7 protein-coding genes are annotated in these 16,761 nt (G+C 48.3%); all 7 read right to left on the bottom strand.

The window, feature by feature from the left end; translation table 11 throughout:
- Positions 1-84: 84 nt before the first annotated feature.
- Positions 85-3,105, bottom strand: coding sequence for an RAP domain-containing protein (locus O3276_RS17640; RefSeq protein ID WP_269672513.1), 3,021 nt, complete (start codon positions 3,103-3,105; stop codon positions 85-87).
- A gap of 52 nt (positions 3,106-3,157) precedes the next feature.
- Positions 3,158-6,022 (bottom strand): RAP domain-containing protein, encoded by a 2,865-nt coding sequence (locus O3276_RS17635; protein WP_269672512.1) that lies wholly within the window; start codon positions 6,020-6,022, stop codon positions 3,158-3,160.
- Positions 6,023-6,075: 53 nt separating this feature from the next.
- Positions 6,076-6,759 (bottom strand): RAP domain-containing protein, encoded by a 684-nt coding sequence (locus O3276_RS17630; RefSeq protein ID WP_269672511.1) that lies wholly within the window; start codon positions 6,757-6,759, stop codon positions 6,076-6,078.
- A complete protein-coding gene (locus O3276_RS17625; protein ID WP_269672510.1) occupies positions 6,704-9,067 on the bottom strand; it encodes a DUF1601 domain-containing protein in 2,364 nt (787 codons plus the stop codon). Before O3276_RS17625 ends, O3276_RS17630 begins: the two co-directional genes overlap by 56 nt.
- Before the next feature lie 70 nt (positions 9,068-9,137).
- Entirely contained in the window at positions 9,138-12,617 is a 3,480-nt protein-coding gene (locus tag O3276_RS17620) for an RAP domain-containing protein (RefSeq protein WP_269672509.1), read from the bottom strand.
- Between the two features lie 53 nt (positions 12,618-12,670).
- Positions 12,671-15,523, bottom strand: a complete 2,853-nt coding sequence (locus tag O3276_RS17615) for an RAP domain-containing protein (RefSeq protein WP_269672508.1) — start codon at positions 15,521-15,523, stop codon at positions 12,671-12,673.
- Between the two features lie 94 nt (positions 15,524-15,617).
- Entirely contained in the window at positions 15,618-16,430 is an 813-nt protein-coding gene (locus O3276_RS17610) for an RAP domain-containing protein (RefSeq protein ID WP_269672507.1), read from the bottom strand.
- Positions 16,431-16,761: the final 331 nt, after the last annotated feature.

Here is a 16,761-nt window from a genome sequence, read left to right as displayed (position 1 = left end):
ATTTCATTGATTCATGGAAAATATAAAAAAAGTAGACTGCTGTCTTGTTTATAGTTCATCTTGCTTAAATGTCTATAAGTTTAATCAGTGCTTGTGTAATTGAGTTTTTACCAGCTTTTTTCTCTTCCTTTTTCTTTTTGGTTTACCTGTTTGCTCTTCTGAATACTCTTCGGCGGTAAAATAACAGTCATCTGAAAATTGGCCTCCATCATCGGCCGTAAAATATGCCTCATCTGCCGCCCACTCGCCGCTGTTAAGAGACACAGAGTCATGAGCTTCTGGCAGGATGGCTAACTTTGCCTTCACTTGCTCAATAACCATTTTCATTGACTCCTGGTTATCAATCTTGTTCACCGGGATTTCAATAACCTCAAATCCTAATTTTTGCAGCAGGGCGATTTTCAACAAAGTCGAACCATTCCTGGTGTTGAAATCACCACTCACGTAATGAGAAGGTCCCTGAACGGCAATAACCGTGTTGTAATCTGGCAGCAGCAGGTCAACCGGAGGTAATGAGTTCAGACTCTTTTCTTCTTCTATCGTCAAAGATGGAAGGCTTGCTTGGAGTTGATCACGGAAAGCGGATTGTGGTTCGGAAATGACGATCCGGTAATGAGGGACCACCGGACATGCTCTGCCAAGCCAACTTGCGGCCATGGCAATGACGGTTTGAGCCTCTATATTGTCCGTGGCGGTATTTCCCAGGCGAACAAATAGTTCACCTATGTGCTTTTCCAGCGGGTTTTTATTATTCCTGCCTGAATCCAGATAAACTCTGGCACAAAATACCATGACTCCCCAGAGCGACAGCGATATATTTTGCTCAGAGAGTTGAGGGTTTTTACTGATTCGGTCAACAAGAAAATCGAACGTAGACTTAATCAGGTTCGGCTCAATGGCCTCACCCAGTTTCGCCAGGGCCCACAGCAGATTGACGGTACCTTGAGTAGTGAACTGACTTCTCTCTTCTTTTGCCTCGACTTTGGTTTTCACATGGTACAATAGCGCGGCCAGAGCCTCTTTGAGCTTTGCTGTCTTCTCCAGCTCGAGCCCATTGCCCACCAGTTTCACCACGGCCCACAGCAGGTTGGCGACTTCCTGTGGCTTGAAGTGGTCTTTCTCTTTTTTTGATTCGGCTTTGGTTGTCACATAGGGCAGCAGCACGATGACGACTTCTTTGAGTTTTGGTGTTTTCTCAAGTTCCAGCCCGTTGTCCACCAGTTTCGCCAAAGCCCACAGCAGGTTGGCGAGATGCTGAGGAATAAAGTAGCCTTTCTCTGATTCGGCTTTGCTTTTCACATGAGGCAGCAGAGTGGTCACAGTCTCTTTGAGCTTCGGTGTCTTCTCCAGCTCCAGCCCGTTGTCCACCAGTTTCGCCACGGCCCACAGCAGGTTCACGATAGCTTGAGCTTTCAAACGGCCTTTCTCTTCTTTTGCTTCGGCTTTGCTTTTCACATGGGGCAACAGCGCGGCCACGGCCTCTTTCAGCTTCGGTGTCTTCTCCAGCTCCAGCCCGCTGTCAACGAGTTTCGCTACCGCCCACAGCAGGTTGGCGACGCCCTGTGGCTTGAAGCCGTCTTTCTCTTCTTTTGCTTCGGCTTTGCTTTTCACATAGGGCAACAGGGCGGCCACGGCCTCTTTCAGCTTCGGTGTCTTCTCCAGCTCCAGCCCGTTGTCAACGAGTTTCGCTACCGCCCACAGCAGGTTGGCGACTCCCTGTGGCTTGAAGTGGTCTTTCTCTTCTTTTGCTTCGGCTTTGGTTTTCACATAGGGCAACAGCGCGGCCAGAGCCTCTTTGAGCTGCGCTGTCTTCTTCAGCTCCAACCCGTAATCCACCAGTTTCGCCAAGGCCCACAGCAGGTTGGCGATACCCTGAGTATTGAATTGGTCTTTCTCTTCTTTTGCTTCGGCTTTGGTTTTCACATGGGGTAACAGCGCAACCACGGCTTCTTTCAGCTTCGGTGTTTTCTCCAGCTCCAGACCATTGTCCACCAGTTTCGTCACCGCCCACAGTAGATTGGTGACTTCCTGTGGATTGAAGAGGTCTTCCTCTTGTTTTGAATTGGCTTTGGTTGTCACTTGGTACAACAGAGCAGCCACGGCCTCTTTCAGCTTCGGTGTTTTCTTCAGTTTCAGCCCGCTGTCCACCAGTTTCGCCACGGCCCACAGCAGGTTGGCGGTACCCTGAGCGTTGAAGTGCCCCTTCTTTGAATCGGCGTTGGTTGTCACATGAGGCAACAGCGCGACCACGGTCTCTTTGAGCTTCGGTGTTTTCTCCAGTTTCAGCCCGTTGTCCACCAGCTTCGCCATGGCCCGCAACAGGATGGCGATATGCTGAGGAATAAAGTGATCTTTTTCTCCTTTTGCTTCGGCTTTGGTTTGCACATGTGGCAACAGTGCGACCACGGCTTCTTTGAGCTTCGCTGTCTTGTGCAGATCCAGCCCATTGTCCACCAGTTTTACCAGGGCCCACAGCAGGTTGGCGGCACCTTGTGCATCAATATCCCAGGTTTCAGGTTTTTGGTTGCACGTATGTATTACTGCATCAAGTAAATTTGACAGTAAAGCGGCCTGAGTTTCACTAACCCCCTTGTTCATGTGTTCATAAGGGGTCAAAACACCCGCGGAAGTCAATGAATGAAGCGTTGTTGTCAGGCTTCGCCAGGTCCAACCGGATGTCACTTTAAAATCGTGCAACAATGGTATCAGTTGGCATTGTTCACTTTGATTTAATAATCGTTTTGCCCCTGATGTGTATTGTTTGATTGAACAGGCAAATTGACTGTGTTTTTTACCATCATAGTGATCACCATAACGAGCAGATACCCTCACCAGCCAATCCATTTTTTCTGGTGTGATGAGGGCATTAAAACCATGAACAGGTTTTATTGAATGTCCCGGTGGATGGTTAGCAGAGCAGGCGTCAGAAGCAGTATGGCATGTATTATGCATCTGGATGATATAGGGGAATGGTGCACTCACCTGCCTGACTGTGCCGTATCTGTATTGCCCGCTCCCTGAAGCACCGGCATTATCATCTGGTCGTTTATAATCATTACCTGATGTTGTGTACTTCCAACTTATACCAGAACCACCTATGTCCATAATTACATTTCATTAATTCATGGAAAATATAAAAATAGACTATTCTACGGTATCAGCAGGCAGCAGTTTTTGCTGGCTTTTTCCTTTTCCTTTTTCTTTTTTTGGGCTTTTTTATTTGCTCTTCTAAATATTCTTCAGCGGTAAAATAACAGTCATCTGAAAATTGCCCTCCATCATCGGCCGTAAAATATGCCTCATCTGCCGCCCACTCGCTGCTGTTAAGTGACACAGGGCCATGAGCTTCTGGCAGGATGGCTAACTTTGACTTTATTTGCTCAATAACTGTTTTCATTGACTCCTGGTTATCAAGCTCGTTCACCGGGATTTCAATGAACTCAAATCCCAATTTCTGCAGCAGGGCGATTTTCAACAAAGTCGAACCATTCCTGGTTTTGAAATCAGCACTCACGTAATGAAAAGGTCCCTGAACATCGATAACCGTGTTGTAATCTGGCAACAGCAGGTCAACCGGAGGTAATGAGTTCAGACTCTTTTCTTCTTCAATCTTCAACAACGGAAGGCTTGATTGGAGTTGATCACGGAAAGTGGATTGCAATTCAGAAATGTCTGTCTGGTAATGGGGGACCACCGGACACGCTCTGCCAAGCCAGCTTGCGGCCATGGCAATGACGGATTGAACCTGTATATTGCCCGGGGGTGTATTGACCAGGCAGGAAAATAGTTCACCTATGTGCTTTTCAAGCGAGTGTTTATCATTGCTGCCTGAGTCCAGATAAAACCTGGCACAAAATACCATGACTCCCCAGAGCGACATCGATATATTTTGCTGAGAGAGTTGAGGGTTTTTACTGATTCTGTCGACAAGAAAATCGAACATAGATTGAACCATGTTCAGCTCAATGGCCTCACCCAGTTTCGCCATGGCCCACAGCAGGTTGATGGTACCCGGAGTGTTGAAATCGTCTCTCTCTTCTTTTGATTCCGCTTTGGTTTTCACATGATACAACAGCACAGACACCACCTCTTTAAGCTTCGCTGTCTTCTCCAGCACCAGCCCGTCGTTCATCAGTGTTGCCAAGGCCCACAGCAGGTTGATGCTACCTTGAGTGTTGAAGTGGTCTTTCTCTTTTTTGGATTCAGCTTTGGTTTTTACCTGGGGCAACAGTGCGGCCACGACCTCATTGAGCTTCGGTTTGTTCCCCAGCCCGTTATCCATCAGTTTCGCCAGTGCCCACAGCAGGTTGGCGACTGCCTGTGACTTGAAGTGGTCTTTCTCTTCTTTTGATTCGGCTTTGATTTTCACCTGAGGCAGCAGTGCAACCAAGGCCGCTTGGAGCTTCGCTGTCTTCGTCAGCTCCAGTCCGTTGTCCACCAATTTCGCCATGGCCCACAGCAGGTTGGAGATGTGTTGAGGCATAAAGTGGTCTTTCTCTTCTTTTGATTCGGCTTTGATTTTCACATGGGGTAATAGCGCGGCCACGGCCTCTCTGAGTTTCGCTGTCTTATTCAGCTCCAGCCCGTTGTCCACCATTTTCGCCACGGCCCACAGCAGATTGGTGATATGCTGTGGCATAAAATGGTCTTTATCTTCTTTTGATTCGGCTTTGTTTTTCACCTTGGGCAGCAGCGCGGCCACGGCCTCTTTGAGCTTTGGTGTCTTCTCCAGTTCCAGCCCGTTATCTATCAGTTTCGCCAGGGCCCACAGCAGGTTGGAGATATACTGAGGAATAAAGTTATCCTTCTCTTCTTTTGATTGGGCTTTGGCTTTCAAATGGGGCAACAATGCGACCACAGCCTCTTTGAGCTTCGGTGTCTTCTCCAGCGCCAGCCCATTGTCCACCAGTTTTGCCATGGCCCAATATAGATTGGCGACTTCCTGTGTCTTGAAACGGTCTTTCTCTTCTTTTGCTTCGGCTTTCTTTTTCACCTGGGGCAGCAGCGCAGCCAGGGCCTCTTTGAAGTTCGTTGTCTTCTCCCACTCCAGCCCGTTGTCCACCAATTTCGCCACCGCCCACAGCAGGTTGGCGATATGCTGGGCATCAAAGTGGTCTTTCTCTGCTTTTGATTCGGCTTTGGTTTTTACCTGGGGCAACAGTGCGACTACGGCCTCTTTGAGCTGCGCTGTCTTCTTTAGCTCTAGTCCGTTGTCCACCAATTTCGCCATGGCCCACAGCAGGCTCGCGATTTCCTGCGGTTTGAAATGGTCTTTCTCTGCTTTTGATTCGGCTTTGGTTTTTACCCGGGGCAACAGCGCGGCCACGGCCTCTTTGAGCTTCGGTGTTTTCTCCAGCTCCAGCCCATTGTTCACCAGTTTCGCCAGGGCCCACAGCAGGTTGGTGGTACCTTGTGCATCAATATCCCTGGTTTCAGGTTTTTGGTTGCACTTATGTATTACTGTATCAAGTAAGTTTGACAGTAAAGCGGCTTGAGTTTCCCTATCCTCCTTGTTCATGTATTTATGAGGGGTCAAAACACCCGCTGAAGTAAATGAATGAAGCATTGTTATCAGGCTTCGCCAGGTCCACCCGGGTGTCACTTTAAAATCGTGCAACAATGGTATCAGTTGGCATTGTTCACTTTGATTTAATAATCGTTTTGCCCCTGATGTGTATTGTTTGATTGAACAGGCAAATTGACTGTGTGTTTTACCATCATAGTGATCACCATAACGAGCAGATAGCCTCACCAGCCAAGCCATTTTTTCTGGTGTGATGAGGGCATGAAAACCGTGAACAGGTTTTATTGAATGTCCTGATGTATGGTTAGCAGAGCAGGCGTCAGAAGCAGGGTGACATTCATTATGCTTCCGGAGATAGGGGCGTGGCACATTCACCTGCCTGACCGGGGCATACCTGTATTGCCCACTCCCTGAAGCACCGGCATGATCATCCGGTCGTTTGTAATCATGGCCTGAAGTTGTGTGTTTCCAACTTATACCAGCACCACCTCTGTCCATAATTATATTTCATTAATTCATTGAAAATATAAAAAGTAGACTATTCCAGGGCATCAGCAGGCAGCCGTTTTTACTGGCTTTTTTCTCTTTCTTTTTCTTTTTCTTTTTTTGGGCTTTTTGGTTTGCTCTTCTAAATATTCTTCGACGGTAAAATGTGCCTCGTCTACCTCCCACTCGCCGCTGTTAAGAGACACAGAGCCATGAGCCTTTGGCAGGACGGCTAACTTTGCCTTTATTTGCTCAATAACTGTTTTGATTGGATCCTGGCTATCAATCTTGTTCACTGGGATTTCAATGACCTCATATCCTGCTTTTTGCAGCAGGGCGATTTTCAGCAACGTCGAGCCATTCCTGGTTTTGAAATCAGCACTCACGTAATGAAAAGGTCCCTGAACGTCGATCACCATGTTGTAATCTGGCAGCAGCAGGTCAACCGGAGGTAATGAGTTCAGACTCTTTTCTTCTTCAATCTTCAACAACGGAAGGCTTGATTGGAGTTGATCGCAGAAAGTGGATTGCAATTCTGAAATGGCTATCTGGTAATGGGGGACCACCGGACACGCTCTGCCAAGCCAGCTTGCGGCCATGGCAATGATAGATTGATTCTCTGTATTGTCAGTATTTTTTTCCAAGCGAGAATAGAGTTCACCTATGTGCGTTTCAAGCGGGTTTTTATCATTGCTATCTGAGCCCAGATAAAATCTGGCACAGAATGCCATGACTCCCCAGAGAGACATCAATATATCTTGCTGAGAGAGTTGAGAAGCTTTTACTGATTCCACCGACAAGAGAATCGAACGTAGATTGAACCAGACTCAGCTCAATGGCCTCACCCAGTTTCGCCACAGCCCACAGCAGATTGGCGATATGCTGAGGAATAAAGTGGTCTTTGTCTTCTTTTGATTCAGCTTTGGTTTTCACATGGGGCAGCAGTGCGGCCAGGGACTCTTTGAGCTTCGGTGTCATCTCCAGCTCCAGCCCATTGTCCGCCAGTTTCGCCACGGCCCACACCAGGTTGGCGATACCTTGAGTGTTGAAGTGGTCTTTCTCTTCTTTTGATTCGGCTTTGGTTTTCACATGGCACAACAGCATGGCCACGACCTCTTTGAGCTGCGGCGTCTTCTCCAGCTCCGGCACATTGTCTACCAGTTTCGCCAAGGCACACAGCAGGTTGGTGACTCCCTGTGGGTTGAAGTGGTCTTTCTCTTTTTTTGATTCGGCTTTGGTTTTCACATGGGACAACAGCGCAGTCACGACCTCTTTACTATCCGCTGTCTTCTTCAGCTCCAGCCCGTTGTCCACGAGTGCCGCCACGGCCCACATCAGGTTGGCGATATGCTGAGGAATAAAGTGGTCTTTCTCTTTTTTTGATTTGGCTTTGGTTTTCACATGGGACAACAACGCAGTCACGGCTTCTTTACTACCCGCTGTCTTCTCCAGCTCCAGCCCGTTGTCCACCAGTTTCGCCAAGGCCCACAGTAGATTGGCAACTTCCTGTGGCTTGAAGTGGTCTTTCTCTTCTTTTGATTCGGCTTTGGTTTTCACATGGGGCAATAGCGCGGCCACGGCCTCTTTGAGCTTCGGCATCTTGTCCAGCTTCAACCCATTGTCCACCAGTTTCGCCAAGGCCCACAGCAGGTTGGCAACTTCCTGTCGCTTGAAATGGTCTTTCTCTTCTTTTGATTTGGCTTTGGTTTTCACATGGGGCAATAGCGCGGCCACGGCCTCTTTGAGCTTCGGTTTCTTCTCCAGCTCCAGCCCGTTGTCCACCAGTTTCGCCAAGGCCCACAGCAGGTTGGCAACTTCCTGTCGCTTGAAGTGGTCTTTCTCTTTTTTTGATTCGGCTTTGGTTTTCACATGGGGCAACAGCGTGGCCACGCCCTCTTCGAGCTTCGACATCTTGTCCATCTTCAACCCATTGTCCACCAGTTTCGCCAATGCCCACAGTAGATTGGCAAATTCCTGTGGCTTGAAGTGGTCTTTCTCTTCTTTTGATTCGGCTTTGGTTTTCACAAGGGGCAACAGCGCGGCCACGGCCTCTTCGAGCTTCGACATCTTGTCCAGCTTCAACCCGTTGTCCACCAGTTTTGCCAAGCTCCACAGGAGGTTGGCGACTCCCCTCGGTTGGAAGTGGTCTTTCTCTTTTGTTGATTTTGATTCGGCTTTGGTTTTCACCTGAGGCAGCAGTGCGACCAGAGCCTCTTCGAGCTTCGTTGTCTTCAGCTCCAGTCCGTTGTCCACCAATTTCGCCATGGCCCACAGCAGGTTGGAGATATGTTGAGGTATAAAGTGGTCTTTCGCTTCTTTTAATTCAGCTTTGGTTTGCACTAGGGGCAACAGCGCGGCCACGGCCTCTTTCAGCTTCGGTGTATTCTTCAGTGCTAGCCCATTGTCCACCAGTTTCGCCACGGCCCACAGCACGTTGGCGGTACCTTGGGCATCAATAATATCCCTGGCTTCAGGTTTTTGGTTGCACTTAAATATTACTGCATCCAGTAAAGCTGACAGTAAAACGGCTTGAATTTCCCTATCCCCCTCATCCATGTATTTATGAGGGATAAAAACACCTGCTGAAGTAAATGAATGAAGCGTCGTTGTCAGGCTTTTCCAGGTCCACCCGGGTGTCACTTTAAAATCGTGCAACAATGGTATCAGTTGGTGTTGTTCACTAAGATTTAATGGTCGTTTTGACCCTGATGCGTAGTGTTTGATTGAACAGGCAAATTGACCATGATTTCTACCGTCATAGTGATCATCATAACCCCCCTCCCCCGCCAGCCAATCCATTTTTTCTGGTGTGATGAGAGCTTTAAAATCAGGAACAGGTTTTATTGAATGTCCTTGTGGATGGTTAGCAGAACAGGCGTCAGAAGCAGGATGACCTTTATTACGCTTCTGGATATTGGACGGTGGCGGATTCACCTTTCTGACTGTGCCATGCCTGTATTGCCCTCTCCCTGAAGCACTGGCCTGAACGTCTGGTTGTTTGTAATCATGGCCTGAAGTTGTGTGTTGCCAACTTATACCAGAACCACTTCTGTCCATAATTATATTTCATTAATTCATTGAAAATATAAAAAGTAGACTATTCCAGGGCATCAGCAGACAGCAGTTTTTACTGTTTTTTTCTCTTCCTTTTTCTTTTTTTGGGCTTTTTGGTTTGCTCTTCTAAATATTCTTCGGCGGTAAAATAACAGTCATCTGAAAATTGCCCTCCATCATCGGCAGTAAAATATGCCTCATCTGCCGCCCACTCGCTGCTGTTAAGTGACACAGAGCCATAAGCCTTTGGCAGGACGGCTAACTTTGCCTTTATTTGCTCAATAACTGTTTTGATTGAATCCTGGTTATCAATCTTGTTCACCGGGATTTCAATGACCTCAAATCCCAATTTCTGCAGCAGGGCGATTTTCAGCAACGTCGAGCCATTCCTGGTTGTGAAATCGCCACTCACGTAATGAAAAGGTCCCTGAACGTCGATCACCATGTTGTAATCTGGCAGCAGCAGGTCAACCGGAGGTAATGTGTTCAGACTCTTTTCTTCTTCAATCTTCAACAACGGAAGGCTTGATTGGAGTTGATCGCGGAAAGTGGCTTGTAATTCTGAAATGACTGGCTGGTAATGGGGGACCACCGGACACGCTCTGCCAAGCCAGCTTGCGGCCATGGCCATGACGGATTGAACCTGCATATTGCCCGGAAACATACTGCCCAGACGGAAAAATAGTTCACCTATGTGCTTTTCAAGGGAGTGTTTATCATTACTGCCTGAATCCAGATAAAATCTGGCACAGAATGCCATGACTCCCCAGAGAGACATCGATATATCTTGCTGAGTGAGTTGAGGATTTTTACTGATTCTGTCGACAAGAAAATTGAACGTAGATTGAACCAGGTTCAGCTCGATGGCCTCACCCAGTTTCGCCAGGGCCCACAGCAGGTTGATGTTACCTTGAGTGTTGAAGTCGTCTCTCTCTTCTTTTGACTCAGCTCTGGTTTGCACATGATGCAACAGCGCGGGCACGGCCTCTTTCAGCTTCGCTGTCTTCTCCAGCACCAACCCGCTGTCCGCCAGTGTTGCCAAGGCCCACAGCAGGTTGATGCTACCTTGAGTGTTGAAGGGGTCTTGCTCTTTTTTTGCTTCGGCTTTGGTTTTCACATGAGGCAACAGTGCGGCCACGACCTCATTGAGCTTCGGTCTGTAATCCAGCCCCAGCCCGTTGTCCACCAGTTTCGCCAGCGCCCACAACAGGTTGACGACTCCCTGTGACTTGAAGTGGTCTTTCGCTTCTTTTGATTCGGCTTTGAGTTTCACCTGGGGCAGCAGTGCGGCCAGGGCCTTTTTGAACTTCGCTGTCTTCTTCAGCTCTAGCCCATTGTCCACCAGTTTCGCCATGGCCCACAGCAGGTTGGCAATATGCTGAGGCATAAAGTGGTCTTTCTCTTCTTTTGATTCGGCTTTGATTTTCACCTGGGTTAATAGCGCGACCACGGCCTCCGTGAGCTTCGCTGTCTTCTCCAGTTCCAGCCCGTTGTCCACCAGTTTCGCCACGGCCCACAGCAGATTGGTGACTCCCTGTGGCTTGAAGTGGTCTATCTCTTCTTTTGATTCGGCTTTGGTTTTCACATGGCACAACAGCACGGCCACGCCCTCTTTGAGCTCCGGTGTCTTCTCCAGCCCTTTGTCTACGAGTGTCGCCAGGGCCCACAACAGGTTGGTGATATGCTGAGGAATAAAGTGGTCTTTCTCTTCTTTTGATTCGGCTCTGGTTTTCACATGGGGTAACAGCACAGCTGCGGCCTCTTTGAGCTTCGGTTTCTTCTCCAGCTCCAGCCCGTTGTCCACCAGTTTCGCCACTGCCCACAGCAGGTTGGCGACTTCCTGTGGCTTGAAGTGGTCTTTCTCTTCTTTTGATTCGGCTTTGGTCTTCACATGGGACAACAGCGCAGTCACGGCCTCTTTGCACTTCTGTGTCTTCTCCAGCCCGTTGTCCACCAGTTTCGCTACTGCCCACAGCAGGTTGGTAGCTTCCTGTAGCTTGAATTGGTCTTTCTTTTCTTCTGATTCGGCTTTGGTTTTCACATGGGACAACAGCGCAGCCACGGCCTCTTTACTGTTCGCTGTCTTCTCCAGCTCCAGCCCGTTGTCCACCAGTTTCGCCACGGCCCACAGCAGGTTGGCGACTTCCTGTGGCTTGAAGTGGTCTTTCTCTTCTTTTGATTTGGCTTTGGTTGTCACTTGGTATAACAACGCGGCCACGACCTCTTTGAGCTTCGGTGTTTTTTCCGGTTTCAGCCCGTTGTCCACCAGTTTCGCCACGGCCCACAGCAGGTTGGCGACTTCCTGTGGCTTGAAGCAGTCTTTCTCTTCTATTGATTCGGCTTTGGTCTTCACATGAGGCAACAGCGCGGCCACGGTCTCTTTGAGCTTCGGTGTTTTCTCCAGTTTCAGCCCGTTTTCCACCAGTTTCACCACGGCCCAAAGCAGGTTGGCGACTTCCTGTGGCCTGAAGTGGTCTTGTTCTTCTTTTGATTTGGCTTTGGTTTTCACATGGGGCAATAGCGCGGCCACGGCCTCTTTGAGCTTCGGCATCTGGTCCAGCTTCAGCCCATTGTCCACCAGTTTCGCCAAGGCCCACAGCAGGTTGACAACTTCCTGTCGCTTGAAGTGGTCTTTCTCTTCTTTTGATTCGGCTTTGGTTTTCACATGGGGCAACAGCGCGGCCACGGTCTCTTTGAGCTTCGGTGTTTTTTCAAGCTTCAGCCCGTTGCCCACCAGCTTCGCCAGGGCCCTCAACAGGTTGGTGATATGCTGAGGAATAAAGCAGTCTTTTTCTTCTTTTGATTCAGCTTTGGTTTGCACATGGGGCAACAGCGCAGCCACTGCCGCTATCAGCTTTGGTGCCTTCTTCAGCTCCAGCCCATTGTCCACCAGCTTCACCAAGGCCCACAGCAGGTTGGCGACACCTCGTATATCAATATCACTGGCTTCAGGTTTTTGGTTGCACTTATGTATTACTGCATCAAGTAAATTTGACAGTAAAGCAGCTTGAGTTTCCCTATCCCCCTTATTCATGTATTTATGAGGGGTCAAAACATCCGCTGAAGTCAATGAATGAAGCGTTGTTGTCAGGCTTCGCCAGGACCACCCGGGTGTCACTTTAAAATCGTGCAACAATGGTATCAGTTGGCGTTGTTCACTAGGATTTAATGGTCGTTTTGCCCTTGATGTGTATTGTTTGATTGAACAGGCAAATTGACTGTGTGTTTTACCATCATAGTGATCACCATAACGAGCAGATCCCCTCACCAGCCAATCCATTTTTTCTGGTGTGAGGAGAGCATTAAAACCATAAACAGGTTTTATTGAATGCCCTGGTGGATGGGTTCCTGGTGGATGGTTAGCAGAGCAGGTGTCAGAAGCAGGATAACCTTCATTACGCTTCTGGATGCAGGACGGTGGCACATTTATCTTTCTGACTGTGCCATGCCTGTATTGCCCACTCCCTGAAGCACTGGCATGAACGTCTGGTTGTTTGTAATCATTACCTGAAGTTGTGTATTTCCAACTTATACCGGCACCGCCTCTGTCCATAATTATATTTCATTAATTCATCGAAAATATAAAAAGTAGACTATTCTACGGCATCAGCAGGCAGCAATTTTTACTGGCTTTTTTCTCTTCCTTTTTCTTTTTTTGGGCTTTTTGGTTTGCTCTTCTAAATATTCTTCGGCGGTAAAATAACAGTCATCTGAAAATTGCCCTCCATCATCGGCAGTAAAATATGCCTCGTCTGCCACCCACTCGCTGCTGTTAAGTGACACAGAGCCATGAGCCTTTGGCAGGACGGCTAACTTTGCCTGTATTTGCTCAATAACTATTTTCATTGAATCCTGTTTCCAAAGCTTGTTCGACGGAATTTCAATGACTTCAAGTCCTAATTTTTGCAGCAGGGCAATTTTCAGCAACGTTGAACCGTTCCTGGTTTTGTAATCACCACTCACGTAATGAGAAGGTCCCTGAACGTCAATAGCCATGTTGTAATCTGGCAGTAGCAGGTCAACCGGAGGTAATGAGTTCAGACTCTTTTCTTCTTCAATCTGCAAAGACGGAAGGCTTGATTGGAGTTGATCGCGGAAAGTGGCTTGTGATTCGGAAATGGATATCTGGTAATGGGGGACCACCGGACACGCTCTTCCAAGCCAACTTGCGGCCATGGCAATGATAACGGTTTGAACCTCTGTACTGCCCGGGCAGGCATTTTCCAGGCGAGAATAGAGTTCACCTATGTGCTTTTCAAGCGGGTTTTTATCATTGCTACCTGAGTCCAGATAAAATCTGGCACAGAATGCCATGACCCCCCAGAGAGACATCGATATATCTTGCCGAGAGCATTGAGAGTTTTTACTGATTCTACCGACAAGAGGATCGAACGTAGATTGAACCAGGCTCAGCTCAATGGCCTCACCCAGTTTCGCCACAGCCCACAGCAGGTTGGCGACTTCCTTTAGCTTGAAGTGGTCTTTCTCTTCTTTTGCTTCGGCTTTGGTTTGCACCTGGGACAACAGCGCAGCCACGGTCTCTTGCAGCTTCGCTGTCTTCTCCAGCTCCAGCCCATTGTCCACCAGTGTCGCCAAGGCCCAAAGCAGATTGGCGCTACCTTGAGTGTTGAAGTGGTCTTTCTCTTCTTTTGATTCAGCTTTGGTTTTCACATGAGGCAATAGCGCGGCCACGGCCTCTTTGAGCTTCGGCATCTTCTCCAGCTTCAACCCATTGTCCACCAGTTTCGCCAAGGCCCACAGCAGGTTGGCAACTTCCTGTCGCTTGAAGTGGTCTTTCTCATCTTTTGATTCGGCTTTGGTTTGCACATGGGGCAACAGCGCGGCCACGGCCTCTTTGAGCATCGCGGTCTTTTCCAGCTCCAGCCCGTTTTCCACCAGTTTCGCCAAGGCCCACAGCAAGTTCGCAGCGTCCTGTGGTATAAAGTGGTCTTTCTCTTCTTTTGATTCGGCCTTGGTTTTCACATGGGGTAATAGCACGGCCGCGGCCTCTCTGAGCTTCACTGCCTTCTCCAGCTTCAGACCATTGTCCACCAGTTTCGCCACCGACCACAGCAGGTTGGCAATATTTTGAGGAATAAAGTGGTTTGTCTCTTCTTTTGATTCGGCTTTGGTTTTCACATGGTAAAACAGCGCGGGCACGACTTCTTTGAGCATCGCTGTCTTCTCCAGCTCCAGCCCGTTGCTCACCAGTTTCGCCAAGGCCCATATCAGGTTGGTGATTTGCTGAGGATTAACGTGGTCTTTGTCTTCTTTTGATTCGGCTTTGGTTTTCCCCCTGAGCAGCAGCGTGACGATGGCTTCTTTGAGCTTCGGTGTTTTCTCAAGTTCCAGCCCGTTGTCCACCAGTTTCGCCAGGGCCCACAGCAGGTTGGCGATATGCTGAGGAATAAAGTGGTCTTTCCCTTCTTTTGATTCGACTTTGGTTTTCACATGGGGCAACAGCGCGGTCACGGTCTCTTTGAGCTTCGGTGTCTTCTCCAGCTTCAGCCCATTGTCCACCAGTTTCGCCACGGCCCACAGCAGGTTGGCGACTTCCTGTGACTTGAATTGGTCTTTTTTTGATTCGGCTTTGGTTTTCACATGGGGCAACAGCGCGGTCACGACCTCTTTCAGCTTCGGCATCTTCTCCAGCTTCAGCCCATTGCCCACCAGTTTCGCCACCGCCCACAGCAGGTTGGTGACTTCCTGTGGATTGAAGTGCTCTACTTTTGATTCAGCTTTGGTTTGTACATGGGGCAACAGCGCGGCCACTGCCTCTTTCAGCTTCGGCGTCTTCTCCAGTACCAGCCCATTGTCCACCAGTTTCGCCGCGGCCCATAGCAGGTTGGCGATACCTTGTACATCAATATCACTGGCTTCAGGTTTTTGGTTGCACTTAAGGATTAATGCATCAAGTAACGTTGACAGTAAAGCGGCTTGAGTTGCCCCATACCCGTATTTATGAGGGGTAAAAACACCCGCGGACGTAAATGAATGCAGCGTTGTGGTCAGACTTCGCCAGGACCACCCAGGTGTCACTTTAAAAGCGTGCAACAATGGTATCAGTTGGCGTTGTTCACTATGATTTAATGGTCGTTTTGCCTCTGATGTATACCGTTTGATTGAGCAGGCAAATTGACCATGATTTCTACCATCATCGTGGTCACCATAACGAGCCGATATCCACGCCAGCCAAGCCATTTTTTCTGGTGTGATGAGAGCATTAAAACCATGAACAGGTTTTATCGAATGTCCTGGTGGATGGTTAGCAGAGCAGGCGTCAGATGCAGGATGATATTCATTACGCTTTTGGAGATAGGTTCGTGGCGCATCCACCTGCCTGACTGTGCCATACCTGCATTGCCCACTCCCTGAATTACAGGCATGATCGTCCGGTTGTTTATAATCATTACCGGATGTCGTGTATTTCTGACGTATACCAGCACCGCCTCTATCCATATTTATATTTCATTCGTTCATGGAAAATATAAAAAGTAGACTGCTGTCTTGTTTATAGTTCATCTTATCTGAGTGTCTATAAACTCTGGTTTAATTAATGCTTATGTAAATAAGTTTTACCGGCTTTTCTTCTGTTCTTTTTTCTTTTTGGTTTATCTGTTGGCTCTTCCAAATACTCTTCGGCAGTAAAATATGCCTCATCTGCCGACTCCTCGTCCCTGTTAAATGACACAAAGCCACGAGCCTCTGGCAGGGCGGTTAACTTGGTCTTTACCTGCTCAATCACTGTTTTTATTGACTTCTGGTTGACAAGCTTGTTCACCGGGATTTCAATTACCTCAAATCCTGATTTCTGCAGCAGGGCAATTTTCAGCAACGTCGAACCATTCCTGGTTTTGAAATCACCACTCACATAATGATAAGGTCCCTGAATGTCGATCACCAGGTTGTAATCTGGCAGTAGCAGGTCAACCGGAGGTAATGAGTTTAAACTCTTTTCTTCTTCAATCTTCAAAGACGGCAAGCTTGATTGCAGTTGATCGCGGAAGTTGGATTGCGGTTGTGAAATAATTGTCGGGTAATGGGGGACGACCGGACACGCTCTGCCAAGCCAGCTGGTAGCCATGGCAACGATGGATGCATCCTCTGTATCTATTGGGAATGTGTTTTCCAGGCGAGCTAACAGGTCACCGATGTGCTTTTCAAGTGCGCTTTTATTGCCATCATAAAGATAAAACCTGGCACAAAATACCATGACTCCCCAGAGAGACATCAATATACCTTGTTGAGAGAACTGAGGGCTTTCACTGATTCTGTCGACAAGAGCATCGAACGTAGATTTAACCATGCTCAGCTCAATGGCCTCACCCAGTTTTGCCAGGGACCACAGCAGGTTGTTTATAATCATTACCGAATGTTGTATCTTGCCAACTTATACCATCAGCACCTCTATCCATAATTATTCCTGAATTCAAGCTGTAAAGAATATAAAAAGTAGACTACTGTTTTGTCCGAGGCTCATTATTATTCAGAAGGGTTGCCAGCGCTTGCAACTTTAAACGAAAAGGGTTGCAAACCATTCTGGAATCCGCAATGCTCGGGAATCCAACCCTTGTTGTGGTTACCACAATAAGGGTTCAGCGGTTACCTGCAAACTGACGGCTATGCCAGTTACAGTGCCGAAACGGTTGAGAAACTGGAGCAGCTTCTACCCTGGTCAGTGAAGGCATCTCAAGAAT

This window comes from Endozoicomonas sp. GU-1 (assembly GCF_027366395.1).
In the GTDB taxonomy this organism is placed as follows: domain Bacteria; phylum Pseudomonadota; class Gammaproteobacteria; order Pseudomonadales; family Endozoicomonadaceae; genus Endozoicomonas.
The sequence above is the reverse complement of the archived record's forward strand: the minus strand, read 5'-3'. Positions and strand labels throughout refer to the sequence as shown.